A 26,957-nucleotide genomic window follows, 5' to 3' on the forward strand; every position below is an offset into this window, starting at 1 on the left:
CGATCACTGCCTCCGTCGAGAAGTGCCCCGCGGTCTTCGACGTCACGTGGAAGGTGCGGTAGCCGCCCGGCCGGCGCGTTCAAGCGTCGGTGCCGCAATCCGGGTATCGCAGCAGCGCCCTGGAGACGTCGATGAGCCGGGCGCGAAGATCGGATCGTTCGCGCATCGCCCGCATCCGCACCAGGCTGTTCACGACGATGAACACGGTGTCGACGACGATCTTCGCGACGTCCGGCCCGAGTTCCGGATGGCATTCGCGCAGAAGCCGATTCCAGACCTTCGCGTAGTCGCGCTGCGTACGAAGCGAGTGCTTGCGCTCCTTGTCGGGAAGTTCGTCCCGCTCGCTGGTCAGGATGCCGATCAGGCGGCTGTGCTCGAGCGCGAAATCGATGTGCGATCGCAGCAGCAGGTCCAGTACCTCGGCGGCGGTGCTTCCGTGTTGCAGCGCGGCCGCCATCCCCGAGTGCATCCGCTCGTCCCCCCGCCTCAGCGCCGTGGAGAGGATGTCCTCCTTGGTGGGGAAGTGCTTGTACACACTGGATCCGGTGATGCCGACCGCCGCGCCGATGTCGTCCATGCGTACGGACTGGAAGCCGCGTTCGTCGAACAATCGGGTCGCGTTCGTGATCAGTTGCTCACGCCGGGGAAGCTGCACGTCCACGAACGTGTCGGGGGCTGCCGGTGTTTTGTCCTCGTCCGCCGTCTCGTCCGCCAGCCGGCAGTGCACGACCGTCGACAGCAGCTCGAAGTGAATGCGCTGGAATTCGCCCTTGGGCAACGTGATCCGGTGCAGTCCGAACGAGCCGAGTGCCGCGATCACCGCCCACGTCACCAGGTCGACGTTCGCCTCGGTGAGGTCGGGGCGTTCACGGGCGACCAGGACACCGACGCGCGACGCGATCTCGTTCAACTGCTGCCGGAGCTGTGCGCGCTGTTCGTCCGGAAGGTGCCGAGACTCGCGCTGCCACAGTGTCGGCAGGCCGCGGCGTTCGAGTGCGACGACGCCGGCTGCGCGCAGGTACTCGTCTATGTCCGTCGCCCCCCGGACGGTCGAGTCCATCACCTCTAGACCGTTGCGCACAGCGTGCAGGAGAAGGTCGCCCTTACTCCGGAAGTGCCGGTACAGCGCCCCGGCGGTGATGCCCACCTCCGCCGCCACATCGGCCATCGACACGTTGTGGTAACCGCGATCGCGAAACAGCTGGGAGGCGGCGAGCACGATGGACTGCTTGCGGTCGCGCGGCCTCCGCGCGCGCGGCTTCGCCACCACGGGCTGGGTCACGGAAACACTCCTTGCTCGAGGTTGTCCGCCGAGCCCCCGATGATCCCTTGTCCGGATGATCCCTTGTCCGATCGAAGTGAACCGGTGCCGTCCCGATCGCGTCGGCTGCCAGGCGCGATCGCCATGATATCCGCCGATTCATGTGAACACGGACGTGCGGGTCACCCGGTGTGATCACAGGGTCTGCTCCGAGGCCCTGTCGGTGGCGCGGCAATCCGGCCGCCCGTGGCGGCCGATAGCCTGGCCCCATGGCGATCACCCCCGACACGAAGAACTGGACCTGGGTCGTCGAACGGCCCTGCCCCGACTGTGGATTCGACCCCGCGACCGTCGAGTTCGCGGCCATCCCGGAGTTGACGCGGGCGAATGCGCGGCGCTGGCCCGCGGTGCTGGCCCGCCCTGACGCCGCGCTCCGTCCCGATGAGCGCACGTGGTCGCCGCTCGAGTACGGCGCGCACGTGCGGGACGTGCTGCGGATCTTCCGTGAGCGTCTGCAGTTGATGCTCGACCGGGACGACCCGGTGTTCGCGAACTGGGACCAGGACGCGACCGCGGTCGCCGAGCGGTACGGCGAGCAGGACCCGGCGGTGGTGGCCGACGAACTGACCGCGGCGGCCGAGGCGATCGCCGACGCGTTCGCGGCGGTCCCCGAGGGTGCACTCGGCCGGCGCGGATTGCGGAGCGACGGGTCCGCGTTCACGGTGCGCACCCTGGCGGTGTACTTCCTGCACGACCCCGTCCATCATCTGAACGACGTGCGGGGCTGACGGACGGATGTCCAGTTCGGCCCGCTCCGCGGCGGTCCGCCAAGGGTGTCACGCGCCGATCTGACCATCGGATAACCGATTGTGACCTGCGGAAACACCACTACGTTAGAGGCTGTTACGGAATTCTGTTAGAACGTGTTCCAAATTCGCGCGTTTCGGGCTATCGTGTGCCGTGTGATCACCGTCACCGCGATCACGTGTCGCTGATGTGGACGAAAGGCCGGAACGTAATGAAGACAAAGGGCGCGCTGCTGTGGGGCATCAACGAGCCGTGGTCGGTCGAGGAGATCGAGCTCGGTGACCCGCGCGAGGGTGAGGTCCAGATTCGCATGGAGGCGGCCGGCATGTGCCACTCCGACTACCACCTCGTCACCGGCGCAACCCCGATGCCGTCCTTCCCGGTTCTCGGCGGGCACGAGGGTGCGGGCGTTGTCACCAAGGTCGGTCCGAACGTGAAGCGCCTGAAGGAAGGCGACCACGTCGTCCTGTCGTTCATCCCGGCCTGCGGCACGTGTGATCCGTGTACCCAGGGGCACTCGAACCTCTGTGATCTCGGCATGGGCCTGCTCACCGGTCAGTCCATCTCGGACGGCTCGTACCGCATCCAGGCGCGCGGTCAGAACGTGATCCCGATGTCGCTCCTCGGCACGTTCTCGCCGTACATGACCGTGCACGAGTACTCGGCGGTCAAGATCGACGAGCACATCCCGTTCGAGGTCGCCGCGCTGGTCGGCTGCGGTGTCACCACCGGATGGGGATCGGCCACCAACGTCGCGCAGGTCCGCCCGGGCGACACCGTCGCGATCGTCGGCGTCGGCGGTGTCGGCATGGCGGCCCTGCAGGGTGCGGTCGTCTCCGGTGCCCGCAACGTCATCGCGATCGACCCGGTGGCCTTCAAGCGCGAGCAGGCCCTCAAGTTCGGTGCCACGCACGCCTACGCCAGCCTCGAGGAGGCCATCGTCCCGGTCATGGAGCTGACCTGGGGCAAGATGTGCCACAAGGTCATCCTGACCATGGGCGAGATGGACGGCGCCATGATCGACCCGGCGCTGACCCTGACCGCCAAGACGGGCACCTGCGTCGTCACCTCCATGGGCAAGATGTCCGACATGGACGTGAAGATGAACCTCTTCCTCTTCGCGATGCTGCAGAAGACCCTGAAGGGCAACGTCTTCGGTGGCGCCAACCCGCGTCACGAGATCCCGATGCTGCTCGACCTGTACAAGTCGGGTCAGCTCAACCTGCAGGACATGATCTCCAACACCTACAGCCTCGAGCAGATCAACGAGGGCTACCAGGACATGCTGGACGGGAAGAACCTGCGCGGCGTCATCAGGTACACCGACGCCGACCGCTGACGGCGGAGAATCGGCGAACGCCGGGCCGACCCCGCGGGGCGGCCCGGCGTCGTCGTGTTCCGGGCGGCTCGTAGGCTGGCCGCGTGCGCAGCATCGAGCAGATCGAATCCTGGCCGGTCGACCACGCATCCGTCGCGGTCGTCGGCGCCGACGGCATCCTCGACACCGCCGGTGACGGGCAGCGCGTGTTCGCGCTGGCGTCGGTGACGAAGCTGCTGGTCGCGTACGCGGTGCTGGTCGCCGTCGAGGAGGGCGCGGTCGACCTGGAGCAGCCCGCCGGCCCGCCCGGTGCGACGGTGCGGCACCTGCTCGCACACGCGTCGGGCCTGGCGTTCGGGGACCGGACCGTGCAGGCAGCGCCCGGCGTGAAGCGGATCTACTCGAGCACCGGATTCGAGGTGCTCGCCGAGCTGATCGAGTCCGAGACGGCGATCGCGTTCCCGGACTACCTGAGCCAGGCCGTGTTCGAACCGCTCGCGATGACCGACAGTGCACTGGTCGGGCCCGCCGGGCACGGTGCGCGGTCGAGCGTGGCGGACCTGGCTCGGTTCGCGCAGGAGTTGCTGCGTCCGCGCCTGCTGTCGGAGCCGACCCTGGCCGCCGCGACGACGGTCCAGTACCCGGGGCTGCGCGGGCTGCTCCCCGGCTACGGGGTCCAGCGTCCCAACGACTGGGGTCTCGGGTTCGAGATCCGTGGCACCAAGTCGCCGCACTGGACCGCCGCGTCGAACTCGCCCGCGACCTTCGGGCACTTCGGTCAGTCCGGCACGTTCCTGTGGGTCGACCCGACGCGGTCACTGGCGTGCGTGGCGCTGACGGACCGTGCCTTCGGGGACTGGGCCAAGGACGCCTGGCCGGAGCTGAGCGAGGCGGTGCTCACCCGCTTCGGGTGAACCCCAGTTTTCAACTGGCGCACCACCGTGCACACGGGGCACACTGTTACCGCGACACCGCACGGCTGACGGCAGAGGTCGTTGGGGAAGACGTCCCTCGTCGAAGCTGGAGGTGCCCTGTGCGCGAATTGAATCAGTTCGCGGATGCGACGAACGGTGTGCTGCACGTGCACTCGTCGCCTGCGGCGCTGTGCCCACACATCGAGTGGGCCCTGGCCGCCGCCCTCGACTGCCGCGCCAACCTCAAGTGGACGTCCCAGCCCGCCTCACCGGGACAACTGCGCGCGACCACCGAATGGGTCGGTCCCGTCGGCACCGGCGCCCGGCTCGTCAACGCACTGCGCGCGTGGCCGATGCTGCGTTTCGAGGTGACCGAGGAGGCCAGCGAGGGGGTCGACGGCGAACGCTACTGTCACGCACCGCGGCTGGGGTTGTGGCACGGAGCGATGAGCGCGAACGGCGACGTCGTCCTCGGCGAGATGCGACTGCGTGCACTGATCGCCGAGCACGGCGGCACCGACTCCCTCGCGACCGAGGTCGAGCGGGCCCTCGGGGCCGCCTGGGACGAGGAACTCGAGCCCTACCGCAGCGGCGGGGAGGGTGCCGAGGTGACCTGGCTGCACCGCAACGTCGGCTAGGGCACGGCGTCGGGGAATCATTTCGGTGACCCACGCGTTGAAGTGGGTGGCCGCAAGTTTTTGTGTGTTTGTGTACCACTGCACGCTCGCAAGGAAACCGTGTTGCGGGCGCCGTGCAGTCCTTCAGGTTCCGGAGACATCAGTTTCGTCGTCTGAAGACGTCGCGTCGCGTCTGGAAACCGGCCCCGGGCCACACCGTGTGGTCCGATCAGCCCGAACAGGAGTGACTCATGACTCAGGGAACAGTGAAGTGGTTCAACGCGGAGAAGGGTTTCGGCTTCATCGCTCAGGATGGTGGCGCGGACATCTTCGTGCACTACTCCGAAATCTCGGGCTCCGGATTCCGGAACCTCGAGGAGAACCAGCGCGTGGAGTTCGAGGTGGCACAGGGGGCCAAGGGTCCCCAGGCCACGAGTGTCCGCGCAATCTGAGTTGAACCGCCGGTGATCTGCCGGCATACGAGTTGGGCCCCCGAAGATCGGGGGCCCAACTCGTGTGTACGGCCGCTCAGAGCGGGATGTTCTTGTGCTGTCCGCGGCGGGCCGGGGCCGCCGCGAGTGCGGCGGTGAGCAGGCTGCGGGTCTTCGCGGGCTCGATCAGTTCGTCGACGACGCCGATCGACATCGCGCGGCCGACGCCGCCGGCGATCGCCTCGTGCTCGGCGGCGAGCCGATCGTGCAGCGCCTCGCGCTCCTCCTCGGGGGCGGCCGCGAGGGCCCGCTTGTGCAGGATGCCGACGGCGGCCTTGGCGCCCATCACGGCGACCTCCGCCTCCGGCCAGGCGTACACCGCCGTCGCACCGAGGGCGCGGGAGTTCATCGCGATGTAGGCGCCGCCGTAGATCTTCCGGGTCACCAGCGTGACCCGCGGGACGCTCGCCTCGGCGAACGCGTGCAGCAGCTTCGCGCCGCGTCGGACGACGCCCTCCCATTCCTGGCTGACGCCGGGCAGGTAGCCGGGCACGTCGACGATGACGACCAGCGGAATGCCGAATGCGTTGCACAGTCGCACGAACCGAGCGGCCTTCTCGGCGCTCTCCGAGTTCAGGCAGCCACCGAGGCGCAGCGGGTTGTTCGCGATGACCCCGACCGTGCGCCCGCCGAGCCGGCCGAGGCCGGTGACGATGCTGCGTGCCCAGTTTCCTTGCAGCTCTTCGAGGCTGGATTCGCCGTCGACGTTGTCCAGGAGTTCGTGGACGATCGGGCGGACGTCGTAGGCGCGCTTGGCCGACTCGGGCATCAGGGCCCGCAGGTCGGTGTCGCCGCGTCGGGCTGCCTCCTCGTCGAACTCGCCCTGGTCGGCGATCATCGACACCAGACGGCGGGCCCGGTGCAGGGCGTCGAGTTCGTCGTGGGCGGCGATGTGCGCGACACCCGACTTCTTGGTGTGCGTGGCGGGGCCGCCGAGCGATTCCATGTCGACCTGTTCGCCGGTCACCGAGCGGACCACGTCGGGACCGGTGACGAACACGCGGCCCTCGGGCGCCATGATGACGACGTCGGTCAGCGCAGGGCCGTAGGCGGCGCCGCCGGCCGCGAAGCCCAGGACGACGGAGATCTGGGGGATCAGGCCGGACGCGCGGACCATGGCCTCGAACACGAGACCGACGGCGTGCAGGGCTTCGACGCCCTCCGCAAGCCGGGCCCCGCCCGAGTGCCAGATTCCGACGACGGGTACCTGCTCCTCGATCGCGGCGTCGATCGCCGCGACGATGTGCCTGCAGCCCTCGACTCCCATCGCGCCGCCCATCACGGTCGCGTCGGAGCAGTAGGCGATGGTGCGGACGCCGTCGATCTCGCCGGACGCGGCGAGTACGCCGGACTTGTCGCGGGGATGCAGCGTGGTGGTGGTGCCGGCGTCGAACAGCTTCTCGAGGCGGGCCAGGGGATCGCGGGGGTCGAGCGGGGTGTCGGATCTGGTGATCGGGTCCAGAATGGTCATCGCCGGTCCTCCTTCAAAGCGAGCCGCGAACTGCGGGTGGGTGAGGGGCCCGGGGGCCGGGCCCCTCACCGTCGAACTGAGCCGACCCGTCAGGCGCGGCCGAAGGCGAGCGCAACGTTGTGCCCACCGAATCCGAACGAGTTGTTGAGGGCGAAATCGATCTGGCCGCTGCGGGGTTCACCCTTGACGACGTCCAGGTCGATCTCTGGATCCTGATTCTCGAGGTTGAGCGTGGGCGGGATGATGCCGTCCCGCACACTCAGGACCGTGAGCACTGCTTCGAGCGCACCGACGGCGCCGATCGAGTGCCCGAGTGCGGACTTCGGTGCGTACACCGCGGCGTGGTCGCCGACCGCGGCCTTGATGGCCTTGGCTTCGGCGATGTCACCGATCGGGGTCGCGGTGGCGTGGGCGTTGACGAACGTGATGTCCGACTTCGCCAGCCCTGCGGACTGGATGGCGCGGGTCATCGCCCGAGCCGCACCGGTGCCCTCCGGGTGGGGGGCGACGATGTGGTAGCCGTCCGAGGTGATGCCCGCACCCAGCAGCCGGGCATGGATGGTGGCACCACGAGCCTTGGCGTGCTCCTCGGTCTCGAGGACCATCATCGCGCCGGCCTCGCCGAACACGAATCCGTCGCGGTCCCGGTCGAACGGCCGCGACGCACCCGCCGGGTCGTCGTTGCGCGTGCTCAGGGCTCGCATCATCGCGAAGCTCGCCGTCGCAACGGCGTCGAGCTCACCCTCGACCCCGCCCGCGACGACGATGTCGGCGTCGCCGAGGGCGATCATCCGGTACGCGTGGGCGATGGCCTCCGACCCCGACGAGCAGGCCGAGACCGGGGTGATGACGCCGGCGCGGGCACCGAGTTCGAGCCCGACGGTGGCCGACGGACCGTTCGGCATCACCATCTGCACGGCGAACGGGGACACCTTGCGGTACCCGCCCTCGCGAAGCTTCTGGCTGGCGTCGATGAGCGACTCGCCACCGCCGAGTCCGGTGCCGATCACGACACCGAGGCGGTCCTTGTCGACCTCGGGGCTGCCGGCGTTCTGCCATACCGCCCGGCTCAGCGTGAGCGCGAGTCGTTCGGCGAAGCTCATCCGGCGCACCTCGACGCGGGAGAGTCCCTCGTCCGGGCTGACCTTGAGCTTGCCGCCGATGCGGACCGGGAGGTCGAACTCGTCGACGAACCCGGTCAGCGTGCCGATGCCGCTCTCGCCGGCGAGCAGTGACTTCCACGTGGCATCCACGTCACCAGCGAGTGACGTCGTAGCCGCAAGGCTGGTGACGACGACGTTGGGCAACGTCCGGGGAGAGGTGGAGGACACGTCGGGGCTCACTCGCCGTCGGTGGAGCCGGTCTGGACGCCCTCGGCCTCGAGCTTCTGGATGTACGCGAGCGCGTCACCGACGGTGCGCAGGCTCGCGAGGTCCTCGTCCGGGATCTTCACGCCGTACTTGTCCTCGGTCTGCACCGCGATCTCGACCATGGAGAGCGAGTCGATGTCGAGGTCGTCGACGAAGGACTTCTCGACGGTCACCTCGGACGGCTCGATGCCGGTGACTTCCTCGATGATCTCGGCGAGACCGGTGATGATTTCTTCCTGGCTGTGCGCCACGTCTGTGGCTCCCTTCTTGATTGGTTTTCTTCCTGGGTCCTGCACGACGGTCGTGGAGTGCACCGACCGCTCTGCAAGTCTTGTGTCGTCCCGTCTGGGAAACGATGTGGGGCGTCGCCCGGTTCAGCCGAGCTGGGCGATGCCGTCGAGGTCGGCGGGGGTTTTCAGGGCCAGCGTCGGCGTGCCCTTCATCTCCCGCTTGGCGATCCCGACCAGGGTGCCTGCCGGCGGGAGCTCCACGACCGCGGAGACGCCGGCGTCGCGCAGGTACCGGGTGCACAGATCCCATCGCACCGGCCTGGTGACCTGTGCGGCCAGCTTGGCCAGGGCGTCGGCGCCGGAGGTGACCGGCTGCCCCTCGGCGTTGGACAGCAGGGTCCGCGTCGGGTCCTGCGGCACGATACGGGACGCGGCTTCGGTGACGGCGTCCTGGGCGGGACCCATGAACGCCGTGTGGAACGCGCCGGCGACCGGCAGCGCGCGGACGCGGGCCTTCTCCGGCGGGTTCGCGGCCAGTTCCTCGAGCTTCGACAGCAGTCCGGCGGCGACGATCTGGCCGGCCGCATTGCGGTTGGCGGGCTCGAGATCCAGCTCGGCGAGCCGCGCGAGGACGGCGTCCTCGTCGCCGCCGAGGACCGCGGACATGCCGGTCGGTTCGAGGGCGCAGGCCTTCGCCATCTCCGCGCCGCGCAGCGCGGCGAGGGCGACGGCGTCGTCGGCGGAGATGACGCCCGCGATGGCGGCGGCGGCGAGTTCACCGACCGAGTGGCCGGCGGCGACCAGGTCGGCGGGGACCTCGCCGCGACGCTCGAGTTCCTCGAACGCGAGCAGCGCGGACGCCACGACGAGGGGCTGGGTGACGGCCGTGTCGGTGATCTCCTCCGCGGTGGCGGTGGTACCGAGTCGACCGAGATCCAGGCCCGCAGCCTTGGACCAGATGGCAATGCGGTCTGCGGTGCCCGGCAGCTCCAGCCACGGGCCGAGCATGCCGGGGGTTTGGGACCCCTGACCGGGGGCGAGCAACGCAATCACAGGAATAAGGGAACACCGTCCGTGTCGTCTCGTGGGGTGTTGTTGGCCATGAACCTTGTCCACGTGTTTTGGAGGGTTCCAACAAAACCGCTAGTCGAGAAAGAGCATCGTACTTGAACGGTTGTCCGTTACAGTGAAATCCCTCGAACTGTGGCAGGTGTTACTGAAGTGACCGGAGAGGTCGATTCGTGACGGGTTTGAGTCAGCCTGCCTACTGTTGCTGCGATTCGGAGTACGTACGCGTCCCTCGGGTTCGTCGGGTCCCGCCGGGTGACCTCCGCGATCTTCTTCAGGCGATAGCGGACAGTATTTGGATGGACGAACAGTTGACGCGCGCACGTCTCCACTGCTGCGCCGCAGTCGAGGTAGGCGTCCAGCGTGTCCGACAACGCGGACCCGGCCACCGCGAGCGGCTGCACCACCTGATCGTTCAGTGCGTCCAGGGCCGCCCGGTCCCCGAGCAGAGCCCGCTCGGGCAGCAGCTCGCCGGCGTGCACCGGACGCGGAGCGCCCCGCCACCCGGCGACCGCGTCCATCCCGGCGAGCGCCTCGACCGCGCTGAAGTGCGCCGCGCCCAGCGTTCGGGTGGTCGGACCGATGACCACCGGATCGGGCGAGAACGTCGCGAGCAGATCGCTGAGGAACGGCCGATTCTCCGGCGACGCCTTCACGTCGCCACTGACGATCGCGACCAGCCGTGAACCCTGCACCACCGCGAGTGCCGCCCGGCCGTGGCGATGCGCGACCGTGTGCACGGTCCCGACCACCGACACGCCCTGATCCGGGGGCGGCGTCCCGACCAGCACCGTCGCGGGCGCATTCGCGTCCCAGTTCAACGTCGCCGCCCGCGACAACATGTCCGGACCGCTGTCGCCGCGCACCACCGCGTCGACGACCAGCGCCTCGAGCCGGGTGTCCCACGCACCCCGCGACTCCGCCGCGCTCGCGTACACCGACGCCGCGGTGAACCCGAGCTCGCGCCCGTACCGCAACACCGCCTCGGTCAGCGCGATCAACTGCTGGTCGTTGCGGGCCAGCGCGGGCAGCCACTGCTCGAAGAACTCCATCGCGACCCGCACCATGTCGACCGTCTGCCGCAGCGTCAGCCGTCGGGCCAGGTCCTGAGGGATCACCTGGAACGCCTCCAGGCTGAACCGCATGTCGCTGTCCGCCGGATGCTGCAGCCACTCCAGGAAGTTGATCACCGCGGTCTGCACCAGCAGTTGCACGCTGGCGCGCTGGTCGGCGTCGAGATCGGCGAAGAACGGCAACTGTGTCTGCATCGACGCGACCGCTTCGGTCGACAGCCTGCCCGAGAACTGCTTGACCCGCCGCAGCAGCGCCTCGGGCAACGGATCCCGCTCCTGCCGCCGGCGCGCGAACGCGGACGCCACCGCCGCGGCTCGCGGCGAGGTTCGCAACTCCGGTGGGTGCGACCCCGGATCCTCCCCGCCGCCGACCGGGCCCGCCTTCGCCCCGGCGGGCTCCGCCTCGGTACCGGCGCCCGGAGCCGTCGCCGCGTCCTCCGGCGCCGGGACCGCAGCAGCGTCGTCCGGCGGCACCGCCGCGGTATCACGTGGCGGCACCGCCGCGGTATCACGTGGCGGCACCGCCGCGGTCGACTCCTCCTCGCCCATGACACCGAAACCTACGCCATCGGCCCACGTCGCGGCGTACGCGACCGGCCGCGGACGCAGTGGAACGCCGAACGCCCCGGCACCGTCGACGGTGCCGGGGCGTTCCCCGAGGGACGTGGCCGGTCAGGCGCTGCCGGGGTCCTTCATCGACGTCGGCGCCGCGAGCACGTCGTCGATCCGGTACTGCCGGGCCGCGGCGGCCGGGGTGTTGCGCTCGACCTTGCCGGCCCGCGCCAGCCCGGCCAGCACCGCCACCGCGATCGACTCGGCGTCGACGTTGAAGAATCGCCGCGCCGCGGTGCGGGTGTCGGAGAAGCCGAACCCGTCGGTGCCGAGGGTGGTGTAGTCGCCGGGCACCCACTGCCGGATCTGGTCCGGGACGGCGCGCATCCAGTCCGACGCGGCGACGAACGGGCCCTCCGCGCCGGCCAGCGCGCTCGCCACGTACGGGGTCGGGGCGTGCGCGTCCGGGTTGCGCAGCGCCGTCCGCTCGCACTCGATGCCGTCGCGGCGCAACTCGCCCCACGAGGTCACCGACCACACGTCCGCGGACACGCCCCAGTCGTCGGCGAGCAGCTGCGCGGCGCGCAGGCCCTCGGGCATCGCGACCCCGGAGACCAGGATCTGGGCCCTGGGGCCGGACCCGGTCGCGCGGTGGTACAGGTAGATGCCCTTGAGCAGGCCGTCGACGTCGAGGTTCTCCGGCTCGGCCGGCTGCACGTACGGCTCGTTGTAGATCGTCAGGTAGTAGAAGACGTTCTCGCCGCCGAACCCGGCCTCGACGCTGCCGTCCGGGTTCACGGTGCCGCCGTACATGCGGCGGATGCCGTCGCGGACGATGTGCGCGATCTCGTAGGAGAACGCGGGATCGTAGGTGACGGCGGCCGGGTTGGTCGAGGCGAGCAGCAGCGAGTGGCCGTCCGCGTGCTGGAGGCCCTCACCGGTGAGGGTGGTGCGGCCTGCGGTGGCGCCGAGGACGAATCCGCGGGCCATCTGGTCGGCGGCCGCCCAGAAGCCGTCGCCGGTGCGCTGGAACCCGAACATCGAGTAGAAGATGTACAGCGGGATCATCGGCTCGCCGTGGGTGGCGTAGGAGGTGCCGACCGCGGTGAACGACGCCGTCGAGCCGGCCTCGTTGATGCCCTCGTGCAGGATCTGCCCGACGCTGGACTCCTTGTACGCCAGCATCAGTTCCGCGTCGACCGAGGTGTACAGCTGGCCGTTGCGGTTGTAGATCTTCAGCGACGGGAACCACGAGTCCATGCCGAACGTGCGGGCCTCGTCGGGGATGATCGGCACGATCCGCTTGCCGATCTCCTTGTCGCGCAACAGTTCCTTGATGACGCGCACCAACGCCATCGTGGTCGCGACCTCCTGCTTGCCCGATCCCTTGCGGATCGGGTCGAGGGCGCTGATGTCCGGCACCGGCAGCGGTGCGGAGTCGGTGCGACGCGACGGCAGGAACCCGCCGAGCGCCTTGCGGCGCTGGAGCATGTACTGGATCTCGGGTGCGTCCGGGCCGGGGTGGTAGTACGGCGGCAGGTACGGGTCCTTCTCCAGCTCGGCGTCGGAGATCGGGATCCGCTGGAGGTCGCGGAACCGCTTGAGGTCGTCGAGGGTGAGCTTCTTCATCTGGTGCGTGGCGTTGCGGCCCTCGAAGTGCTTGCCGAGGGTGTAGCCCTTGATCGTGTGCGCCAGGATCACCGTCGGCTGGCCCTTGTGCGCCATCGCCGCCGCGTAGGCGGCGTAGATCTTGCGGTAGTCGTGGCCGCCGCGCTTGAGGTTCCAGATCTCCTGGTCGCTGAGGTTCTTGACCAGTTCCTTGGTGCGGGGGTCGCGGCCGAAGAAGTGCTCACGCACGTAGCCGCCGTCGTTCGCCTTGTAGGTCTGGTAGTCGCCGTCGGGCGTCTCGTTCATCAGGTTGACCAGGGCGCCGTCCTTGTCGGCGTGCAACAGGGCGTCCCACTCGCGGCCCCACACGACCTTGATGACGTTCCAGCCGGCGCCGCGGAAGAACGACTCCAGTTCCTGGATGATCTTGCCGTTGCCGCGCACCGGGCCGTCGAGGCGTTGGAGGTTGCAGTTGACGACGAACGTCAGGTTGTCGAGGCCCTCGGTGGCCGCGACGTGCGCCAGGCCCCGCGATTCCGGTTCGTCCATCTCGCCGTCGCCGAGGAACGCCCACACGTGCTGCTGCGAGGTGTCCTTGATGCCGCGGTCGTGCAGGTAGTGGTTGAACCGGGCCTGGTAGATGGCGTTCATCGGGCCCAGGCCCATTGACACCGTGGGGAATTCCCAGAAGTCGGGGAGCAGGCGCGGGTGCGGGTAGGAGGGCAGTCCGCCCTGCGGGTGGCTGGCCTCCTGGCGGAAGCCGTCCATCTGCTCGGCCGGGATCCGGCCCTCGAGGAACGCGCGGGCGTAGATGCCGGGGGAGGCGTGGCCCTGGACGAAGATGTGGTCGCCGCCGCCCGGGTGGTCCTTGCCGCGGAAGAAGTGGTTGAAGCCGACCTCGTACAGCGCCGCGGACGACGCGTAGGTCGAGATGTGGCCGCCGACGCCGACGCCGGGACGTTGCGCCCGGTGCACCATGATCGCGGCGTTCCACCGGATCCAGGCGCGGTAGCGGCGTTCGGTCTCCTCGTCGCCCGGGAACCACGGCTCGTTCTCGGTGGGGATGGTGTTGACGAAGTCGGTGGACGTCAGAGCGGGAATCGAGACGTGGTTCTCGCCGGCGCGCTCGAGCAGGCGCAGCATCAGGTAGCGCGCGCGGGCGGGACCCGACCGCTCCAGCAGATCGTCGAAGCTCTCGATCCATTCGCCGGTCTCGTCGGGATCGATGTCGGGAAGGTAGGACGCCACACCCTCACGGATGACACGCACACGGCCGTCGGCGCCGGGTGCGGGACCGGTTGTCGGGCGCGATAGCGGGTCCAGGGTCTGCTCGGACAACATTTGCTCCTCATCGCGGTGGACGCTCGGTGTGGCGTCCGTTCATCCACGCCGCCAACTGTGACGGCGACGCGGTCGGTTCATGATGGTGATCCACAACCAATCCTGCCAAACAGGTTCGCCTGTGGTGCGCGCGAGGCGCATTCGTCCACTGTCGAAATATTTGTTGGCCCGTTTCGGCCCGGTCAGCTTGCGCGAGAGGCGTCGACCATGTTCGCTTTCACTACCGATCAACACCGATCGGACGCTGGAGGTTCAGCCACAACGCTCGAGGAGGACACCACCGTGGTCGCCGCGGCCGACGCTCAGAACTACATCCAGAAACTGGGCATCACCCATGACATGGTTGTGCAGGAACTGGGTTGGGACGAGGACACCGACGACGATCTGCGGGGCGCGATCGAAGAGACCATCGGTGGCGAGCTCCTCGACGAGGACTCCGACGAGGTCATCGACGTCGTGCTGCTGTGGTGGCGGGACGGTGACGGCGACCTGGTCGACGCGCTGATGGACGCGATCGGCCCCCTCGCCGACGAGGGTTTCGTCTGGGTGCTCACCCCGAAGACCGGGCAGCCGGGGCACGTCGAACCCAGCGAGATCGCCGAGTCCGCGCCGACCGCGGGGTTGACGCAGACGTCCGCAGCGAATCTGGGATCCTGGTCGGGTAGCCGGCTGGTGCAGCCGAAGGCCCGTCCCGCCAAGCGCTGACCCGCGGCCCGGAACCACGGCACCACCACCGGCTGGGAGGGCGGCCCGCCGCCGTGCTCCACAGACCGTCGAGACCCGAGGAGTTCGTCATGCCGTTGGCCGTGGGCACCGTCGCGCCCGACTTCACGCTCAAGGACCAGAACAACCAGGACGTGTCGCTCTCCGGCTACCGGGGGCGCAAGAACGTCCTGATCGTGTTCTACCCGCTCGCGTTCACCGGGACCTGCCAGGGTGAGCTGTGCCGGGTGCGGGACACCCTCCCGACCTTCGAGAACGACGACACCGCCGTCGTCGCGATCTCGGTCGGGCCGCCGCCCACGCACAAGATCTGGTCCGCCGAACAGGGCTACACCTTCCCGCTGCTGTCCGACTTCTGGCCGCACGGCGAAGTCGCCCAGGCGTACGGGGTGTTCAACGAGAAGGCCGGCTACCCGAACCGCGGCACCTTCGTCGTCGACAAGGACGGCATCATCCGGTTCGCCGAGATGAACGGCCCCGGAGAGGCCCGTGACCAGGGAGCTTGGGAGAAAGCGCTCGCCGCGCTAGATTCCTGAGAGCAATTCGGCGGGCGGAGCTCCGTTCGCCGAGTTCCGGGCGTGTAGCTCAGTGGTAGAGCTCTGGTTTTACACACCAGCGGTCGGGGGTTCGAAACCCTCCGCGCCCACCGCCGCTTCGACAGGCGAGTCGTCAATCTCGCTGTCGGGCAGGGAAGGAGCCCCCACCTCGACGAGGCGGGGGCTCCTTTCGTTCCGCGGAGGTCAGGAGCCGAGCGGGAGGTTGAAGATGAAGTGCTCCGAGCCGAGCACGCCGAGGAGGCCGAAGTCCTCCGAGCCTGCCGAGCCGAACGGGTTCCCCTGCCGGTTCCAGTTGGTGCAGCCGACGGAGTCGAGCCGGTCCCCGGCCTCCATGTCGACGATGCGGTACTCGGCGGCGACACTGATGCCCTCGTAGCTCGGCGCATCGTCGCCGGCCTGGGTGAGGAAGAACTGGCAGTTCATGCTGTCGGTGATGCGCGAGTAGTACGACCCCGGCTCCATGTCGACGCCCGCCACGTAGGCGTGGCCGGTCGTGCCGGGAACACTCGTCGGGAGCGCGGCGGCGACGCCGGCGGTGCCGATGGTGAGGCCGACGGCGGCGATGGTGGCGCCGATGAATACAGCGGTTCTACGCACAGTGGTTCTCCTCGGGTTCACGGAGTGGGCCCGCACACGGTAATGGCTTCACGATGCTCCGGTGAGGAGATCGGCCAGTCGCCCGTGCCGTCCGCGTGCGTGGGCGTCGGTCGAGGTCGCGACCCCCCGGGTCACGGCCACCGCGGTGCCCGGCTACTTGTAGAACCCGTCGCGCAGGTTGATGCCGTGTTCGACCCACACCTTCAGTGCGGCGAGCATTCCGGTCCAGCCCTGGCAGTTGCCGAAGGCGTTCTTCGCGCCCTCTTCGGTGGGCTGCCAGGACGATTCGGTGATCGTGACGAGCGTTCGCGTGTCTCCGTCCACGGGCTCGAATTCGAACGTCGTGGTGGTCTTCCCGGTGTCGCCGGAGGTCGCGGTGCCCGCCCACTCGATGACGATGCGCCACGGCGGTCGAGCCTCGACGACCGTGACCGGGAACGCGCCCGGGAAGTCGTGGAAGTCCCAGGTGACCTCGGTGCCTGCGTCGAGGCGGCCGCGGGCACCGCCGGTGGTGAAGTACCTGGACAGCTGCTCGGGATCGGCGACCGCCTCGTACACCTCGGCGCAGGGGCGGGAGACGTGACCGGAAACGGTGAACGTGAGCTCGGTGAGGGCGGTCTGCTCAGACATGTTGTAATTTTACAACATGAATGCGGGCGGCGACGAGGTCTCGGACGACGACCGGGTCTTCAAGGCGTTGGCGTCGGGGACCCGGCGGCGGATGCTCGACGTCCTCAGGGCGGCGCCCTGCACGACCGGGGAACTGTGTGCGCAGTTCCCCGAACTCGACCGCACGACGGTGCTGCAACACCTTCGGGTGCTCGAGCGGGCCGCCCTGGTCACCGGACGCAAGGTCGGACGCGAACGGACACTCGCACTGGCGCCGCTGCCGATCAAGCGCATCCACGACCGCTGGATCGGCGACTACACCAGGGCTGCCGTCGAGCTGCTGCACCGACTCGACGGCGAGTGACGCCCCGCCCGGCCGGTGCAGCGCTACCCGCGAAAGGTCTTGCGGTACAGGGACGGTGGCACACCCAACCGGGACGCCATGTGCTGGCGCAGTGAGGTGGCGGTACCGAAACCGACGTCCGCGGCGACGGCGTCGACCGGGAGATCGGTGGTCTCGAGGAGCTGGCGTGCCCGGTCGACCCGGCGGGTGATCAGCCACCGCGCCGGAGTCGTACCGACCTCCTCGCCGAACCGGCGGGTGAACGTCCGCACGCTCATGTTCGCGTGCGCCGCCAGCCGCGACAGGGGGAGCGGCTCACCGAGTCGGTCCTGTGCCCAGTCGCGGGTCGCGGCCGTCGACCCGGCGGCACCGGACGGCACCGGCCGTTCGATGTACTGGGCCTGACCGCCGTCCCGCCACGCGGGCACCACGCATCGCTTCGCCACCCGGTTGGCCACCTCCGCGCCGTGGTCTCGGCGCACCAGGTGCAGGCACAGGTCGAGGCCGGACGCCACCCCCGCCGACGTCAGGACGTCGCCCTCGTCGACGAACAGGACGTTCGGATCGACCCGCACCCGGGGGAAGGTGCGCTGGAAATGCTCGGCGTGCATCCAGTGCGTCGTGGCGCGGCGGCCGTCCAGCAGCCCGGCCGCGGCGAGGACGTACGAGCCGATGCAGATCGACACCCACCGCGCGTCCGGTCGGACGCGGGACAACGCCGCGGCGAGGGGCGCAGGCAGGCGTCCCTCGTACGCCTCGTCGAGTGCGTGGGAGGCAGGCAGAACCACCGTGTCCGCGGTCGCGAGCAGGGCGGCGTCGTGGTCGACGGACACGGCGAAATCGGCGTCGGTGCGCACCGGCCTGCCGTCGACGGTGCAGGTCAGCACCTCGTACAGCGGCTCGTCGGCGGGACCGCGGGCACCGCCGAATACACGGGCCGGGATCCCGAGCTCGAGCGGGATCACCCCGTCCAGCGCGAGGACGACGACACGGTGGCGCATGGCTGGATTCTTTCACACATTGTCTTTTCGGCCACTGGTTCGGGGTGTGCGGTCCGGCCAGACTGGTCGCCGTGACTTCCGAACTCGCACCCGAACGCCGTCCCGAGCCGACGACGCGCCGGGTCCACCCGGCGTGGCCGGTCGCCGCGGTCGCGTTCCTCGCGCTCGTGGGTGCGGCCGCGTTCCGGGCGGCCCCGTCGATCCTGATCGATCCGCTCCACGAGGACTTCGGCTGGTCGCGCGCGGCGATCTCGTCGGCGGTGTCGGTGAACCTGGTGTTGTACGGGCTGACGGCGCCGTTCGCGGCGGCGCTGATGGAACGGTTCGGGCTGCGGCGGGTGGTGTCGGCGGCACTGTTGCTGGTGGCCGCCGGCAGCGGGCTCACGGTCCTGATGACCGCGCAGTGGCAGCTCGTCCTGCTGTGGGGTGTCCTCGTCGGCCTCGGCACCGGGTCGATGGCCCTCGCGTTCGTCGCCACCGTCGTCGACCGCTGGTTCGTCGCCCGCCGGGGTCTGGTCACCGGTGTCCTCACCGCCGGTGGCGCCGCCGGACAGCTGGTGTTCCTGCCGGTCCTCGCCGCGATCTCCGAACGGCACTCCTGGCAGACGGTCGCGCTGACCGTGTCGTTCGCGGCGCTGGCCGTCGTCCCGCCGGTGTTGCTGTTCCTGCGCGAGCGGCCCGCCGACCTCGGGACCGTCCCGTACGGCGCCGACCCCGATGCCGTCGCACCGGAACCCGCCGCGTCGGGCAGCGCGGTGGGGCGCGCGCTCACCGTGCTGGCATCCGCCGCCCGCACCCGCGTGTTCTGGCTGCTCGCGGGGACGTTCGCGATCTGTGGTGCCAGCACGAACGGCCTCGTCGGCACCCACTTCGTCCCCGCCGCCCACGACCACGGCATGCCCACCACCGCCGCGGCGAGCCTGCTCGCGGTTATCGGCATCTTCGACGTCGTCGGCACCATCGCGTCCGGCTGGTTCACCGATCGCTACGACTCCCGGAGGCTGCTCGGCGCGTACTACCTGCTGCGCGGCATCTCGCTGATCTTCCTGCCGATCCTGTTCGCCGACACCGTGCACCCGCCGATGATCGCGTTCGTGATCTTCTACGGACTCGACTGGGTCGCGACCGTACCGCCGACGGTGGCCCTGTGCCGTCGGCACTTCGGTGCCGACGCCCCGATCGTGTTCGGCTGGGTGCTCGCCTCGCACCAGATCGGCGCGGGCCTCGTCGCGTTCCTCGCGGGCCTGGTTCGCGACCGGCTCGGCGGCTACGACGCCGCGTTCTACGTCGCCGGTGGACTGTGTGCGGTCGCGGCGGTCATGTCCCTCGCGATCGCCGGTCGCACCCGCGAGCCGGCGACGGCGTGAGGGTCGTCGTCCGCGGAACCCCGACGTGCTGCTCGACGCCGACGCGCCCGGAGGGGTGTCTGTGACGGATTGTCGCGTATTTCCGATATGAAGGACGCGGTGGCCGCGTCAGCTGCCGCCGAATCGAACGGGGAGGAAATCATGGGAAGTCAACTGGTGCGGCGTGCGGGCGCTGCGGTGCTCGCCGCCGCCGGGGTGGGTACCGCGGTGATGGCCGGAGGGGGCGCCGTCGCGAACGCGGACCCCGCACCGCCGACGTCGACCACGATGACGTGTTCGAGCGCGAACCCGCTCTTCTGGGCGCCGTCGTTCACGTGGAACGTCCGTGCCGACTCGGGGGAGTCGCTCCGTCCGGGTGGCACCGAGCTGGAGCCGTCGATCCTGCTGAGCGGCGGAAACGAACTGCCCACCCCGCCGGGCGGACTGATCCCGAGCATCGGGCCGAACTGGTACGGCACCCGGGTCCTGGTCGACTGGCACAACGCGACCACCGGCCAGTCCGGGCGCAGCACAAGCGACGAGGCGGCCTGGCAGCAGAAGCCCGGAATCCCGGTCAACCGGACCTGGGCGGGAACCGGAACGGTGTCGTTCACCGTCACCGTCCAGACCGGTGCGGGATGGTGGTTCGTCAATCCGCAGAACGCCGTCTGCACGGGGACGATCTCCGTCGTGGACCGGTGACGATCCGAGTCGCCGAGGGATGAGACACCCGCCGGGCGTGCGGTCGTGACCGCACGCCCGGCGGGCGTTGTCGTGCCCGGCGACCGGTCGGTCCGGTGTCGCCCGGACGATGGTTGACGGTCGAATCATCCTGTCTCGGCGGTTGATTCGTCAGCGGTGACCCGTGCGGTGCCGGTGCCGATCGTGGGGGACGTCACAGCCGAAGTTCACCGTCGCGTCACCGGCGGCGCGGGGGAACTCTCTACCGTGGAAGGGGACCGAGCAGTCCGGTCGGCACGGATCTCGGTCCGTGGCACATGCGCAGTGTGCCGACGTACGACATGTCCGCCTGCCCACGGAGGTACCCATGGAACTCCTCGCAGCCCTGACCCTGATCGTCGCCCCGCTCGCCGTACTCGCCGTCTACATCACCGTGTGCGCGGTGTTCCTGCACGAACTGCGCAAACGCGAACGCCACCAGGGTCATCGGCCCGGGGATCGCCCGAAACCCGAAACGCCGCTCGCCTCGGTCCGCCCTCAGCCCTGCTCCGGGCCGAGTTCGTGGCGATCGAGAAAGTCCAGCGCCAGGTCCGCGACCTCCCGCCACCGCTCGTCGACGGTGAGGGAGTGCCCGCGGTCGGGCAGCACCGAGAACTCGGTGGCGCCGGTGTTGCGCCGCTGAATGTTGTACTCCGACCGCACGATCGCCTCGGGCACCATGCGGTCCGCACCGCCCGCGACCAGCAGCAGCGGTCCGCGGGCGGTGCGCGTGTCCACCTTCGCGGGACCGCCCGCGACGTTCGCCAGCGCCGCCTGGAACAGCGGTCGCGCCGGCCCGGGAACGGTGTGGGCCTCGAAGATCGCGTCCGACTCCTCCCGGGACACCGCGTTCGCGAACGTACGGTGGTACGTGTCGGGCGTGTGCGACCAGGTCTTCTTCCGCAGTCCGGGCCGGCTCAGGATCGGCGCGACGCTCTGCAACTGCGCGGACGGCACCCGGAAGACGCCCTTGAACTGGGCGGGCGCGATCGCGACCGCGCCGGCCACCAGGCGGTCGCCGAGCAGCTTCTGCACGATCAGCCCACCGAACGAGTGCCCGACCACCAGCGGCCTGCCCGGCAACGCCTCGACGACTCTCCGGTAGTGCTGCGCGATCTCGGCGAGCCCGACACCGGCCAGCTTCTCCGGGTGCTCGCGGGTGGCCGCGACGGTGTCGCCGTCCCCGGGCCACCCGGGCGCGATCGGGATGTACCCGCGGGCCGAGAACAGGTCCAGCCACGGCTGCCAGCTGCTCGTGTGCATCCACAGTCCGTGCACGAAGACGACGGGGCGCGGGTCGGACGACATCGGGTCTCCTCGGGTCGGGCACGGGCAACTCTTCGAGCGTAGAGCGCGCCGACGCCCGGAGCGTCGCTATCGTGGCGCGGTGCGTCTGATCACGATCATCCAGTCGTCCCCGTTCGTGCCGGTGTGGCTGCGGATCCTGCTCCTCCTCGCCGGTGGCGCCCGGGTGTGGGGTGCCGGGATCTACTCCGGATGCCATTTCGGCGGCAAGGACATTCGGATGGGCCTGGGCACCTTCGTCAACCGCGGCGTCCTGTTCGACGGCACGGCGCCGATCACCCTCGGCCGGCAGGTCGCGGTCGGGCACGGCGCGAAGTTCATCACCAGCACCCACGAGATCGGGCCCGCCGACGGGCGGGGAGCTCGCGTGTACCACCGGCCGATCACCGTCGGGGACGGCTGCTGGATCGGGGCCGGCGCGATCGTGCTGCCCGGGGTCACGATCGGGCCCGGCTGCATCGTCGGCGCCGGTGCCGTCGTCACCCGCGACTGCGACCCGAACGGTCTCTACGCCGGCAACCCGGCCCGGCGGGTGCGGGACCTCAGCGTGGAATCTGCGGCAGCGCGTCCTGGCAGCTGATCCCGGCGGCGTAGAGCACGAACGTCTCGGCGTCCCGGGCGTCGAATCCGCGGCCGCGCAACGAGGAGAGCGCGATCCGGTACCGGTTGCGGCGCGGCTGCGCCAGCGTGTCGCAGACCACCGCGGCGTGCTCGACGATCCGCTGATCGGACGCGCCGACGAGGGCAGGCACCTTCGTGCGAACGTCGGCGAGCAGATCCACCTGGGTCTCGCTCAGACCGGGTTCGGGGCCGGTCGGGTGTCCGGCCCAGGCCGCGACCAGCACGATGCCGGTGCCCGTGATCACGGCGAGTAGTTTTCTCACGATTTCCACAGATAGCAGCAGGTCGCCCGCGTGTACATGCTTGAAATCAGGGCACTTCTGTGTATTACGATTTCGTTACGGGGTGTTCACTATCCGGTCGCGAGGCCCTCGTTCGTGGTCCACTGCACGTTTCCCGTGCGCCCGGGAGCCCCGCGGGCGGTGGGCCGACCCCAGGCCGCCGCATCAGGCGCGCACCCACCCACAGTCGGGGGACACGTGCCATTCGACCGGCTCGTCGACGACCGTCAGCGCGTCGTCGCGCAGCCAGAACGTGGCGTTGGGGTCCCATCCGGCGAGGACGGTGGCACCGGCGCCGGACGGGAGCGTGATCGCCACCCCGGGCGTGGTCAGATAGCCGGTGACGGTCAGGTGCACGGCGTCGTGGTCGGCGGCGACCGCCACCCAGTCCGGGATCACCCAGTCTCGGTACTCGCCGGTGGTGTCGTACCAGACTGCGCGCCGCGACGCCGGGACCGCGAGCGGATACGCGGCCACGAGATGCGCCCAGTCCGCAGGCCCGCGGATCTCGTACACGCGCGGGGCGCCGTCGACCCGCACCGGCCGCACCCGGGCGCGGTCGTGGCCCCAGGAGTCCTCCTCGAGCAGCAGCTCCAGGGCACCGAGCCCCGGCCGTGCCCGGGTCGTGCTCACCGTCCCGCTCGGCTCCGGCGTCGACCACCACTCGCCGCCGGCACCCGAGTCGGGATCGGCCGCGAGCGAGTCCCGGAACCGGGCCTCCCAGTCGAGTGCGCGGTCGCGCCACCGGTCCAGGTCGTCGGCCGCGCGGCGGCGCAGCGGCGGCCGGTCCGCCCAGCCGTGATCGGGATGGAACGCCTCCACCGCGCGCTGGTCCCCGAGATCGACCGGCGCGTCCCACCATCCGCTGTGCGGTGACGCGACCACCGCCGCCGCGATCGGGCGCAGCAGCTCGATCACGTCCGGGCGGGCGAACAGCAGGTCCTCCTCGTCCGGCGGCTGCCAGTACCGCGCGAAGTCCACCGCCGCCGCGACCGAGTCGAGCAGTGCGGCCTCCGGCAGCGCGGCGATCTCCCGGGCGTCGACCCGGCCGAGGACGTCGAGCGCGTCGCGGGGGGACCGTGGCCACGCGAGATGGGCGACGGGCGCCTCGACACCACACCGGTGCCCGAGGTTCGCGCAGAAGTACCGCCCGCGGGGCGAGGCCAGCAGCCGGGAGATCGCCTGCACGGTCACTTCTTTCGCTTGCTCGCCTTGTTCTTCTTGCGGCCGCGGGCCCGGCGCGGGCCCGCGGCCGTGGTGGTCGCGGCCGCTGCCGCGGTGGCGGACGCCGGAGCCGGCAACGACCGCTCCGCCTGCCTGCGCAGGCTGTCCATGAGTTCGGGGGAGCGGAGCAGGAACGTCGCCTCCTGCAGCGCCGTGTACCGCTCGAGGGAGATCAACACGGCCTGGTCACGTTTGCCGGTGATCGCGACCGCGATCGTGGCGTCGTTGACCTCGCGGACGAGGGACCCCAACCGCTTGCGCGCGGACTTCACCGTGGTCGCTGACACCGCCGTCGACTCCATTCGCTCCTCAACCAACCGTCTTCGTACTGGCAGAACGCATCCTCGCATCACCGGGCGGGAATCGGGCGCGGACACGGCCGTCGGGTGGCCACCCGGCCCGCACCTCGTGGTTGATAGAACTACCGGTGTGACACGACCCAGGACCTCGGCACGCGCGACCGGCATCGTCCTCGGGTACGTGGCCGACCGGACGTTCGCCGACCCGGCGCGCCGCCATCCCGTCGCCGGCTTCGGTCGCGGTGCCGCCGCACTCGAACGGGTGACCCACCGCGACTCCCGGCTCGCGGGCGCCGCGCACACCGGGCTGCTCGTCGCAGTCGTCGTCGCCGGCACCGCGGTCGCGTCCCGCACGGCCGGCCGGCTCGGCTGGATGGGGGAGACGACGGCCGTCGCGGCCGCGACGTGGACCGCGCTCGGCGGAACATCCCTGACGCGGGTCGCGGCGCGGATGGCCGACCGCCTCACCGCGGACGACCTCGACGGCGCGCGGGCGCTGGTGCCGTCGCTGTGCGGACGGGATCCCGACTCCCTCGACGCGGCCGGAATCGCCCGCGCCACCGTCGAATCCGTCGCCGAGAACACCTCCGACGCGACCGTCGCGCCGCTGGTGTGGGCGGCCGTCGCCGGCGCTCCGGGCGCCCTCGGCTACCGCGCGATCAACACCCTCGACGCGATGATCGGCTACCGGTCCCCGCGCTACCTGCACTTCGGCTGGGCGGCGGCCCGCCTCGACGACCTGGTCAACCTCGTGCCCGCCCGGGTCACCGGGCTGCTCGCGGTCGCGGCCGCCCCGACCGTCGGGGGTGCCCCGTCGGCGGCGGTGCGGGCGTGGCGGCGGGACGCGGCCGCGCACCCGAGCCCGAACGCCGGCGTCGCGGAGGCGTCGATGGCCGGAGCGCTCGGGGTGCGGCTCGGCGGCCGTACCGAGTACCCGCACGGGGTCGAGGAGCGGCCGGTGCTCGGGGACGGACCCGCCCCGCGGGTCACCGACATCGCGCGGGCCGCGCGCCTGTCGTCGGCGGTGCAGGCGGGTGCGGCGGTCGGGTCAGCGGTGCTTGCCGTAGCGATCGGCGAGCTTCGCCTCCGTCGCCGTCATCGCCGCCGGACCGGCGGGCACTGACCGTCCGAACCGGCGGCGCGGCGGGAGGATGTCGTCGTCGGCGACCCCGGGTTCGGCCGGAGCCACGTCCGGGGTCGGAGCCGGGGTGGCCGCCGAGGTGTCCGGGGCGGCGGCAGCGGTGGCCTCCCGGACTTCGCGGTCGCGGCGCCGCTCGCGCAGCTCCGCCCGCACGAAGTAGGCGAGCCCGAGTGGCGCCATGATCCCGAACGCCAGCCACTGCAACCCGTACGACAGGTACGGCCCGGCGTCGAGCTGCGGCAGCGGAATCGGCGTCAGCGCACCCGGCTGCCCCTCGGCGAGCTGGAACCAGCCGTCGACCAGTGGCAGCCCGACCGTCGCACCCACCTGGCCGGCGTCGACGAAGTACACCTGCGTGACGCCGTTCTCGACGATCGGGTCCTTGCCGGCGACCGTGCCCTCCGAGGCCCGGGCGCGGGCGGTGACGGTGACCTCCCCGGCGGGCGACGGCTCGATCGTCGGGGGCAGGGTGCCCTGTACCGGGCGCACGTAGCCGCGGTTGACCAGGACCACCGGACCGCTCGACAGTCGCATCGGGGTCAGCACCTCGTATGCGGGGTCGCCTTCGATCGAACGCAGCCGCACCAGCACCTGCTGGTCGGGCAGGTACGTGCCGGTCGCGGTGACCTGCCGCCACTCGTCGTCGGCCGCGAGCGGACCCGACGCGGGCAGGATCGTCCCGATCGGCACCGGGTCCGCGTTCACGGACTGCTCGATCAGCGTGTTGCGGTGCTCGGTGTTGGTGTTCTTCCCGAGCTGCCACGGCGCGAGCACGGTGAAGCACATGAACGCGAAGGCGGCGACGACGGCGGCCAGCACCAGCCAGCCCGGACGCAGCAGAAACTTCAGCCTTCGCACGACACCACGGTACTGGGCCGGAGCGGGGGCGCCGAAATGTCCGTGCGCGGGATCACAGGTGCTCGCGAACCCAGTCCAGCAGGCCCGGCACCGCCGCCTCGATCTGCTCGCGCACCAGCTCGAAGTCGCGGGTGCCGCCGTAGTACGGGTCCGGCACCGAGTCGCCGTCCGCGTCCGGGTCGAAACTGCGCAGCAGCCGCCGCCGCTCGGTCGGCACCCCGAGGCGCGCGAGGGTGCGGTCGTGACCGGTGTCGAGGGCGACGACGAGGTCGGCGTCCAGGTGGTCGCGGCCGACGTGTGCGGCCCGGTGTCCGATCGGGTAGCCGTGCGCCCGCAGCACCGCGGTCGTGCGGTGGTCGGCCTCGTCGCCGACGTGCCAGTCCCCGGTGCCCGCGCTCGACACCCGGACGTCGCCCTCCAGACCGGCCTCGATCAGGTGCCCGAGCAGGATCTTCTCCGCCATCGGGGAGCGGCAGATGTTGCCGGTGCAGACGAACGTGATGTGCAGCGGCACCCGGTCAGCGCGCATGCAGGATCGCCTCCAGTTCGGCGACCGTCGCGGCCGACCAGGCGGCGTCGGCGGCCTCGGACTCGGCGCCGTACCCCCAGTGCACGAACACCGTCGGGATGCCCCACCGGGCGGCGCCGTGCACGTCGTGGACCCGGTCACCGACCATCACGACACCGGTGGTGCCGCCGGCGACGGGCTCGATCCCGAGCCCGCGCAGCGCGTGCTCGATCACGTCGGCCTTCGCCCGGCGGGTGCCGTCCGCGGACGCGCCCGCGATCGCCTCGAAATGGTCGGCCAGACCGAAGTGCTCGAGAATCCGGATCGCGAACCGCTCCGACTTCGACGTCGCGACCGCCAGCCGGGTGTCCGGCCCGGACAGGGTGGTGAGCAGATCCGCGATCCCGGCGAACACCTCGTTCTCGGCCCACCCGACCCGGTCGTACCGGTCGAAGTAGGCGTCCAGGGCCCGGTCGGCGGTCGCGTCGTCGAGTCCGAGCCCACGCAGTGTGTCGGCCATCGGCGGGCCGAGGATCAGCTGGGCCAGGTCGCCGTCGGGTTCGGGTTCACCGACGGACGCCAGCGCGTGCCGGAATCCGGTGACGATGCCGGGCGCGGAATCGGTGAGGGTGCCGTCGAGGTCGAACAGGGTGATCGCGGGGGAACTCACCCGTCCATCCTGCCTGGCGGTCCGGACCCGCCC

General features: G+C 70.4%; 30 protein-coding genes and 1 tRNA gene. 13 read left to right on the top strand and 18 right to left on the bottom strand.

Features of this window, described 5'->3' with window-relative positions; all coding sequences use genetic code 11:
• Nucleotides 1-79: 79 nt before the first annotated feature.
• Nucleotides 80-1,282: a TetR/AcrR family transcriptional regulator gene (locus ABD951_RS11985; protein WP_345344993.1), complete on the bottom strand. Its 1,203-nt coding sequence runs from the start codon at nt 1,280-1,282 to the stop codon at nt 80-82.
• Between the two features lie 248 nt (nt 1,283-1,530).
• Between ABD951_RS11985 and ABD951_RS11990 the strand changes: the two genes are divergently transcribed.
• From ABD951_RS11990 to ABD951_RS12010, 5 genes are all read left to right on the top strand, one after another.
• Nucleotides 1,531-2,049 carry a DinB family protein gene (locus tag ABD951_RS11990; RefSeq protein ID WP_345344995.1) on the top strand — a complete coding sequence of 173 codons (519 nt, stop codon included), beginning with the start codon at nt 1,531-1,533 and terminating at the stop codon, nt 2,047-2,049.
• A 230-nt stretch (nt 2,050-2,279) separates the two neighbouring features.
• Nucleotides 2,280-3,407, top strand: coding sequence for an NDMA-dependent alcohol dehydrogenase (locus ABD951_RS11995; RefSeq protein WP_345344997.1), 1,128 nt, complete (start codon nt 2,280-2,282; stop codon nt 3,405-3,407).
• A gap of 83 nt (nt 3,408-3,490) precedes the next feature.
• Nucleotides 3,491-4,300, top strand: coding sequence for a serine hydrolase domain-containing protein (locus ABD951_RS12000; RefSeq protein WP_345344999.1), 810 nt, complete (start codon nt 3,491-3,493; stop codon nt 4,298-4,300).
• A 119-nt stretch (nt 4,301-4,419) separates the two neighbouring features.
• Complete coding sequence (locus tag ABD951_RS12005; RefSeq protein ID WP_345345001.1) at nt 4,420-4,938, top strand: DUF3145 domain-containing protein; 519 nt, start codon at nt 4,420-4,422, stop codon at nt 4,936-4,938.
• Nucleotides 4,939-5,168: 230 nt separating this feature from the next.
• Entirely contained in the window at nt 5,169-5,369 is a 201-nt protein-coding gene (locus ABD951_RS12010) for a cold-shock protein (protein ID WP_345345003.1), read from the top strand.
• 76 nt (nt 5,370-5,445) lie between these two features.
• On the opposite strand, the gene ABD951_RS12015 is transcribed toward ABD951_RS12010, so the two are convergent.
• The 6 genes from ABD951_RS12015 to aceE form a co-directional block, all read right to left on the bottom strand.
• Nucleotides 5,446-6,879 (bottom strand): acyl-CoA carboxylase subunit beta, encoded by a 1,434-nt coding sequence (locus tag ABD951_RS12015; protein ID WP_345345005.1) that lies wholly within the window; start codon nt 6,877-6,879, stop codon nt 5,446-5,448.
• Nucleotides 6,880-6,968: 89 nt separating this feature from the next.
• Nucleotides 6,969-8,210: a KasA/KasB family beta-ketoacyl-ACP synthase gene (locus tag ABD951_RS12020; RefSeq protein ID WP_345345007.1), complete on the bottom strand. Its 1,242-nt coding sequence runs from the start codon at nt 8,208-8,210 to the stop codon at nt 6,969-6,971.
• 8 nt (nt 8,211-8,218) lie between these two features.
• A complete protein-coding gene (gene acpM / locus ABD951_RS12025) occupies nt 8,219-8,500 on the bottom strand; it encodes a meromycolate extension acyl carrier protein AcpM (protein ID WP_345345009.1) in 282 nt (93 codons plus the stop codon).
• A 123-nt stretch (nt 8,501-8,623) separates the two neighbouring features.
• The gene (locus ABD951_RS12030; RefSeq protein WP_345345011.1) at nt 8,624-9,532 is read right to left on the bottom strand and encodes an ACP S-malonyltransferase; all 909 of its coding nucleotides are present in this window, start codon (nt 9,530-9,532) and stop codon (nt 8,624-8,626) included.
• A 128-nt stretch (nt 9,533-9,660) separates the two neighbouring features.
• Nucleotides 9,661-11,169, bottom strand: coding sequence for a PucR family transcriptional regulator (locus ABD951_RS12035; RefSeq protein ID WP_345345013.1), 1,509 nt, complete (start codon nt 11,167-11,169; stop codon nt 9,661-9,663).
• 123 nt (nt 11,170-11,292) lie between these two features.
• Complete coding sequence (gene aceE / locus ABD951_RS12040; RefSeq protein WP_345345015.1) at nt 11,293-14,121, bottom strand: pyruvate dehydrogenase (acetyl-transferring), homodimeric type; 2,829 nt, start codon at nt 14,119-14,121, stop codon at nt 11,293-11,295.
• A gap of 282 nt (nt 14,122-14,403) precedes the next feature.
• On the opposite strand from aceE, the gene ABD951_RS12045 reads away from it, so the two are divergent.
• The 3 genes from ABD951_RS12045 (at nt 14,404) to ABD951_RS12055 (ending at nt 15,490) form a co-directional block, all read left to right on the top strand.
• A complete protein-coding gene (locus tag ABD951_RS12045; protein ID WP_345345017.1) occupies nt 14,404-14,826 on the top strand; it encodes a DUF3052 domain-containing protein in 423 nt (140 codons plus the stop codon).
• Nucleotides 14,827-14,915: 89 nt separating this feature from the next.
• Nucleotides 14,916-15,380 carry a peroxiredoxin gene (locus ABD951_RS12050; RefSeq protein WP_345345019.1) on the top strand — a complete coding sequence of 155 codons (465 nt, stop codon included), beginning with the start codon at nt 14,916-14,918 and terminating at the stop codon, nt 15,378-15,380.
• A 38-nt stretch (nt 15,381-15,418) separates the two neighbouring features.
• Nucleotides 15,419-15,490, top strand: a tRNA-Val gene (locus ABD951_RS12055).
• Nucleotides 15,491-15,584: 94 nt separating this feature from the next.
• Here the strand turns inward: ABD951_RS12055 and ABD951_RS12060 are convergent.
• Both ABD951_RS12060 and ABD951_RS12065 read right to left on the bottom strand, forming a co-directional pair.
• Complete coding sequence (locus ABD951_RS12060; protein WP_345345021.1) at nt 15,585-15,998, bottom strand: hypothetical protein; 414 nt, start codon at nt 15,996-15,998, stop codon at nt 15,585-15,587.
• 153 nt (nt 15,999-16,151) lie between these two features.
• Nucleotides 16,152-16,628 carry an SRPBCC domain-containing protein gene (locus tag ABD951_RS12065; RefSeq protein WP_345345023.1) on the bottom strand — a complete coding sequence of 159 codons (477 nt, stop codon included), beginning with the start codon at nt 16,626-16,628 and terminating at the stop codon, nt 16,152-16,154.
• Nucleotides 16,629-16,644: 16 nt separating this feature from the next.
• Here ABD951_RS12065 and ABD951_RS12070 point away from each other — a divergent pair, with 16 nt between their 5' ends.
• The gene (locus ABD951_RS12070) at nt 16,645-16,971 is read left to right on the top strand and encodes an ArsR/SmtB family transcription factor (RefSeq protein ID WP_345345025.1); all 327 of its coding nucleotides are present in this window, start codon (nt 16,645-16,647) and stop codon (nt 16,969-16,971) included.
• Between the two features lie 23 nt (nt 16,972-16,994).
• On the opposite strand, the gene ABD951_RS12075 is transcribed toward ABD951_RS12070, so the two are convergent.
• A complete protein-coding gene (locus ABD951_RS12075; protein ID WP_345345027.1) occupies nt 16,995-17,951 on the bottom strand; it encodes a GlxA family transcriptional regulator in 957 nt (318 codons plus the stop codon).
• A 71-nt stretch (nt 17,952-18,022) separates the two neighbouring features.
• On the opposite strand from ABD951_RS12075, the gene ABD951_RS12080 reads away from it, so the two are divergent.
• Nucleotides 18,023-19,318, top strand: a complete 1,296-nt coding sequence (locus tag ABD951_RS12080) for an MFS transporter (RefSeq protein WP_345345029.1) — start codon at nt 18,023-18,025, stop codon at nt 19,316-19,318.
• Nucleotides 19,319-19,459: 141 nt separating this feature from the next.
• Nucleotides 19,460-19,999, top strand: coding sequence for a hypothetical protein (locus tag ABD951_RS12085; protein WP_345345031.1), 540 nt, complete (start codon nt 19,460-19,462; stop codon nt 19,997-19,999).
• 241 nt (nt 20,000-20,240) lie between these two features.
• Here the strand turns inward: ABD951_RS12085 and ABD951_RS12090 are convergent, their stop codons facing one another.
• Nucleotides 20,241-20,465, bottom strand: coding sequence for a hypothetical protein (locus ABD951_RS12090; RefSeq protein ID WP_345345033.1), 225 nt, complete (start codon nt 20,463-20,465; stop codon nt 20,241-20,243).
• Between the two features lie 50 nt (nt 20,466-20,515).
• Nucleotides 20,516-21,325, bottom strand: a complete 810-nt coding sequence (locus tag ABD951_RS12095) for an alpha/beta hydrolase (protein ID WP_345345035.1) — start codon at nt 21,323-21,325, stop codon at nt 20,516-20,518.
• Between the two features lie 79 nt (nt 21,326-21,404).
• On the opposite strand from ABD951_RS12095, the gene ABD951_RS12100 reads away from it, so the two are divergent.
• Entirely contained in the window at nt 21,405-21,902 is a 498-nt protein-coding gene (locus tag ABD951_RS12100) for an acyltransferase (protein WP_345345037.1), read from the top strand.
• On the opposite strand, the gene ABD951_RS12105 is transcribed toward ABD951_RS12100, so the two are convergent.
• From ABD951_RS12105 to ABD951_RS12115, 3 genes are all read right to left on the bottom strand, one after another.
• A complete protein-coding gene (locus ABD951_RS12105) occupies nt 21,865-22,206 on the bottom strand; it encodes a hypothetical protein (protein ID WP_345345039.1) in 342 nt (113 codons plus the stop codon). The genes ABD951_RS12100 and ABD951_RS12105 overlap by 38 nt on opposite strands.
• 183 nt (nt 22,207-22,389) lie before the next feature.
• Nucleotides 22,390-23,412, bottom strand: a complete 1,023-nt coding sequence (locus tag ABD951_RS12110) for a hypothetical protein (protein ID WP_345345041.1) — start codon at nt 23,410-23,412, stop codon at nt 22,390-22,392.
• Nucleotides 23,413-23,414: 2 nt separating this feature from the next.
• Nucleotides 23,415-23,735 carry a type II toxin-antitoxin system Phd/YefM family antitoxin gene (locus ABD951_RS12115; protein WP_345345043.1) on the bottom strand — a complete coding sequence of 107 codons (321 nt, stop codon included), beginning with the start codon at nt 23,733-23,735 and terminating at the stop codon, nt 23,415-23,417.
• Between the two features lie 142 nt (nt 23,736-23,877).
• On the opposite strand from ABD951_RS12115, the gene ABD951_RS12120 reads away from it, so the two are divergent.
• Nucleotides 23,878-24,870, top strand: coding sequence for a cobalamin biosynthesis protein (locus ABD951_RS12120; protein ID WP_345345045.1), 993 nt, complete (start codon nt 23,878-23,880; stop codon nt 24,868-24,870).
• Here ABD951_RS12120 and ABD951_RS12125 read toward each other — a convergent pair.
• From ABD951_RS12125 to ABD951_RS12135, 3 genes are read right to left on the bottom strand one after another with little or no spacing between them, the layout of a single operon-like run.
• Complete coding sequence (locus tag ABD951_RS12125; RefSeq protein WP_345345046.1) at nt 24,796-25,746, bottom strand: SURF1 family cytochrome oxidase biogenesis protein; 951 nt, start codon at nt 25,744-25,746, stop codon at nt 24,796-24,798. The genes ABD951_RS12120 and ABD951_RS12125 overlap by 75 nt on opposite strands.
• Before the next feature lie 52 nt (nt 25,747-25,798).
• Nucleotides 25,799-26,275: a low molecular weight protein-tyrosine-phosphatase gene (locus ABD951_RS12130; protein WP_345345047.1), complete on the bottom strand. Its 477-nt coding sequence runs from the start codon at nt 26,273-26,275 to the stop codon at nt 25,799-25,801.
• Entirely contained in the window at nt 26,265-26,924 is a 660-nt protein-coding gene (locus tag ABD951_RS12135) for an HAD-IA family hydrolase (RefSeq protein WP_345345050.1), read from the bottom strand. Before ABD951_RS12135 ends, ABD951_RS12130 begins: the two co-directional genes overlap by 11 nt.
• Between the last annotated feature and the right edge of the window lie 33 nt (nt 26,925-26,957).

Origin of the sequence: Rhodococcus olei (genome assembly GCF_039540555.1) — a bacterium.
Taxonomy (GTDB): domain Bacteria; phylum Actinomycetota; class Actinomycetes; order Mycobacteriales; family Mycobacteriaceae; genus Rhodococcus_G; species Rhodococcus_G olei.

Bases quoted from the DNA above. Each gene is read 5' to 3' on its own strand.
- ABD951_RS12075 (WP_345345027.1), bottom strand. From the start codon at position 17,951: ATGCGCCACCGTGTCGTCGTCCTCGCGCTGGACGGGGTGATCCCGCTC.
- ABD951_RS12010 (WP_345345003.1), top strand. From the start codon at position 5,169: ATGACTCAGGGAACAGTGAAGTGGTTCAACGCGGAGAAGGGTTTCGGC.
- ABD951_RS12050 (WP_345345019.1), top strand. From the start codon at position 14,916: ATGCCGTTGGCCGTGGGCACCGTCGCGCCCGACTTCACGCTCAAGGAC.
- ABD951_RS12130 (WP_345345047.1), bottom strand. From the start codon at position 26,275: ATGCGCGCTGACCGGGTGCCGCTGCACATCACGTTCGTCTGCACCGGC.
- ABD951_RS12085 (WP_345345031.1), top strand. From the start codon at position 19,460: ATGGGAAGTCAACTGGTGCGGCGTGCGGGCGCTGCGGTGCTCGCCGCC.
- ABD951_RS11995 (WP_345344997.1), top strand. From the start codon at position 2,280: ATGAAGACAAAGGGCGCGCTGCTGTGGGGCATCAACGAGCCGTGGTCG.
- ABD951_RS12065 (WP_345345023.1), bottom strand. From the start codon at position 16,628: ATGTCTGAGCAGACCGCCCTCACCGAGCTCACGTTCACCGTTTCCGGT.
- ABD951_RS12095 (WP_345345035.1), bottom strand. From the start codon at position 21,325: ATGTCGTCCGACCCGCGCCCCGTCGTCTTCGTGCACGGACTGTGGATG.
- ABD951_RS12015 (WP_345345005.1), bottom strand. From the start codon at position 6,879: ATGACCATTCTGGACCCGATCACCAGATCCGACACCCCGCTCGACCCC.
- ABD951_RS12070 (WP_345345025.1), top strand. From the start codon at position 16,645: ATGAATGCGGGCGGCGACGAGGTCTCGGACGACGACCGGGTCTTCAAG.
- ABD951_RS12090 (WP_345345033.1), bottom strand. From the start codon at position 20,465: ATGACCCTGGTGGCGTTCGCGTTTGCGCAGTTCGTGCAGGAACACCGC.
- ABD951_RS11990 (WP_345344995.1), top strand. From the start codon at position 1,531: ATGGCGATCACCCCCGACACGAAGAACTGGACCTGGGTCGTCGAACGG.
- ABD951_RS12035 (WP_345345013.1), bottom strand. From the start codon at position 11,169: ATGGGCGAGGAGGAGTCGACCGCGGCGGTGCCGCCACGTGATACCGCG.
- aceE (WP_345345015.1), bottom strand. From the start codon at position 14,121: ATGTTGTCCGAGCAGACCCTGGACCCGCTATCGCGCCCGACAACCGGT.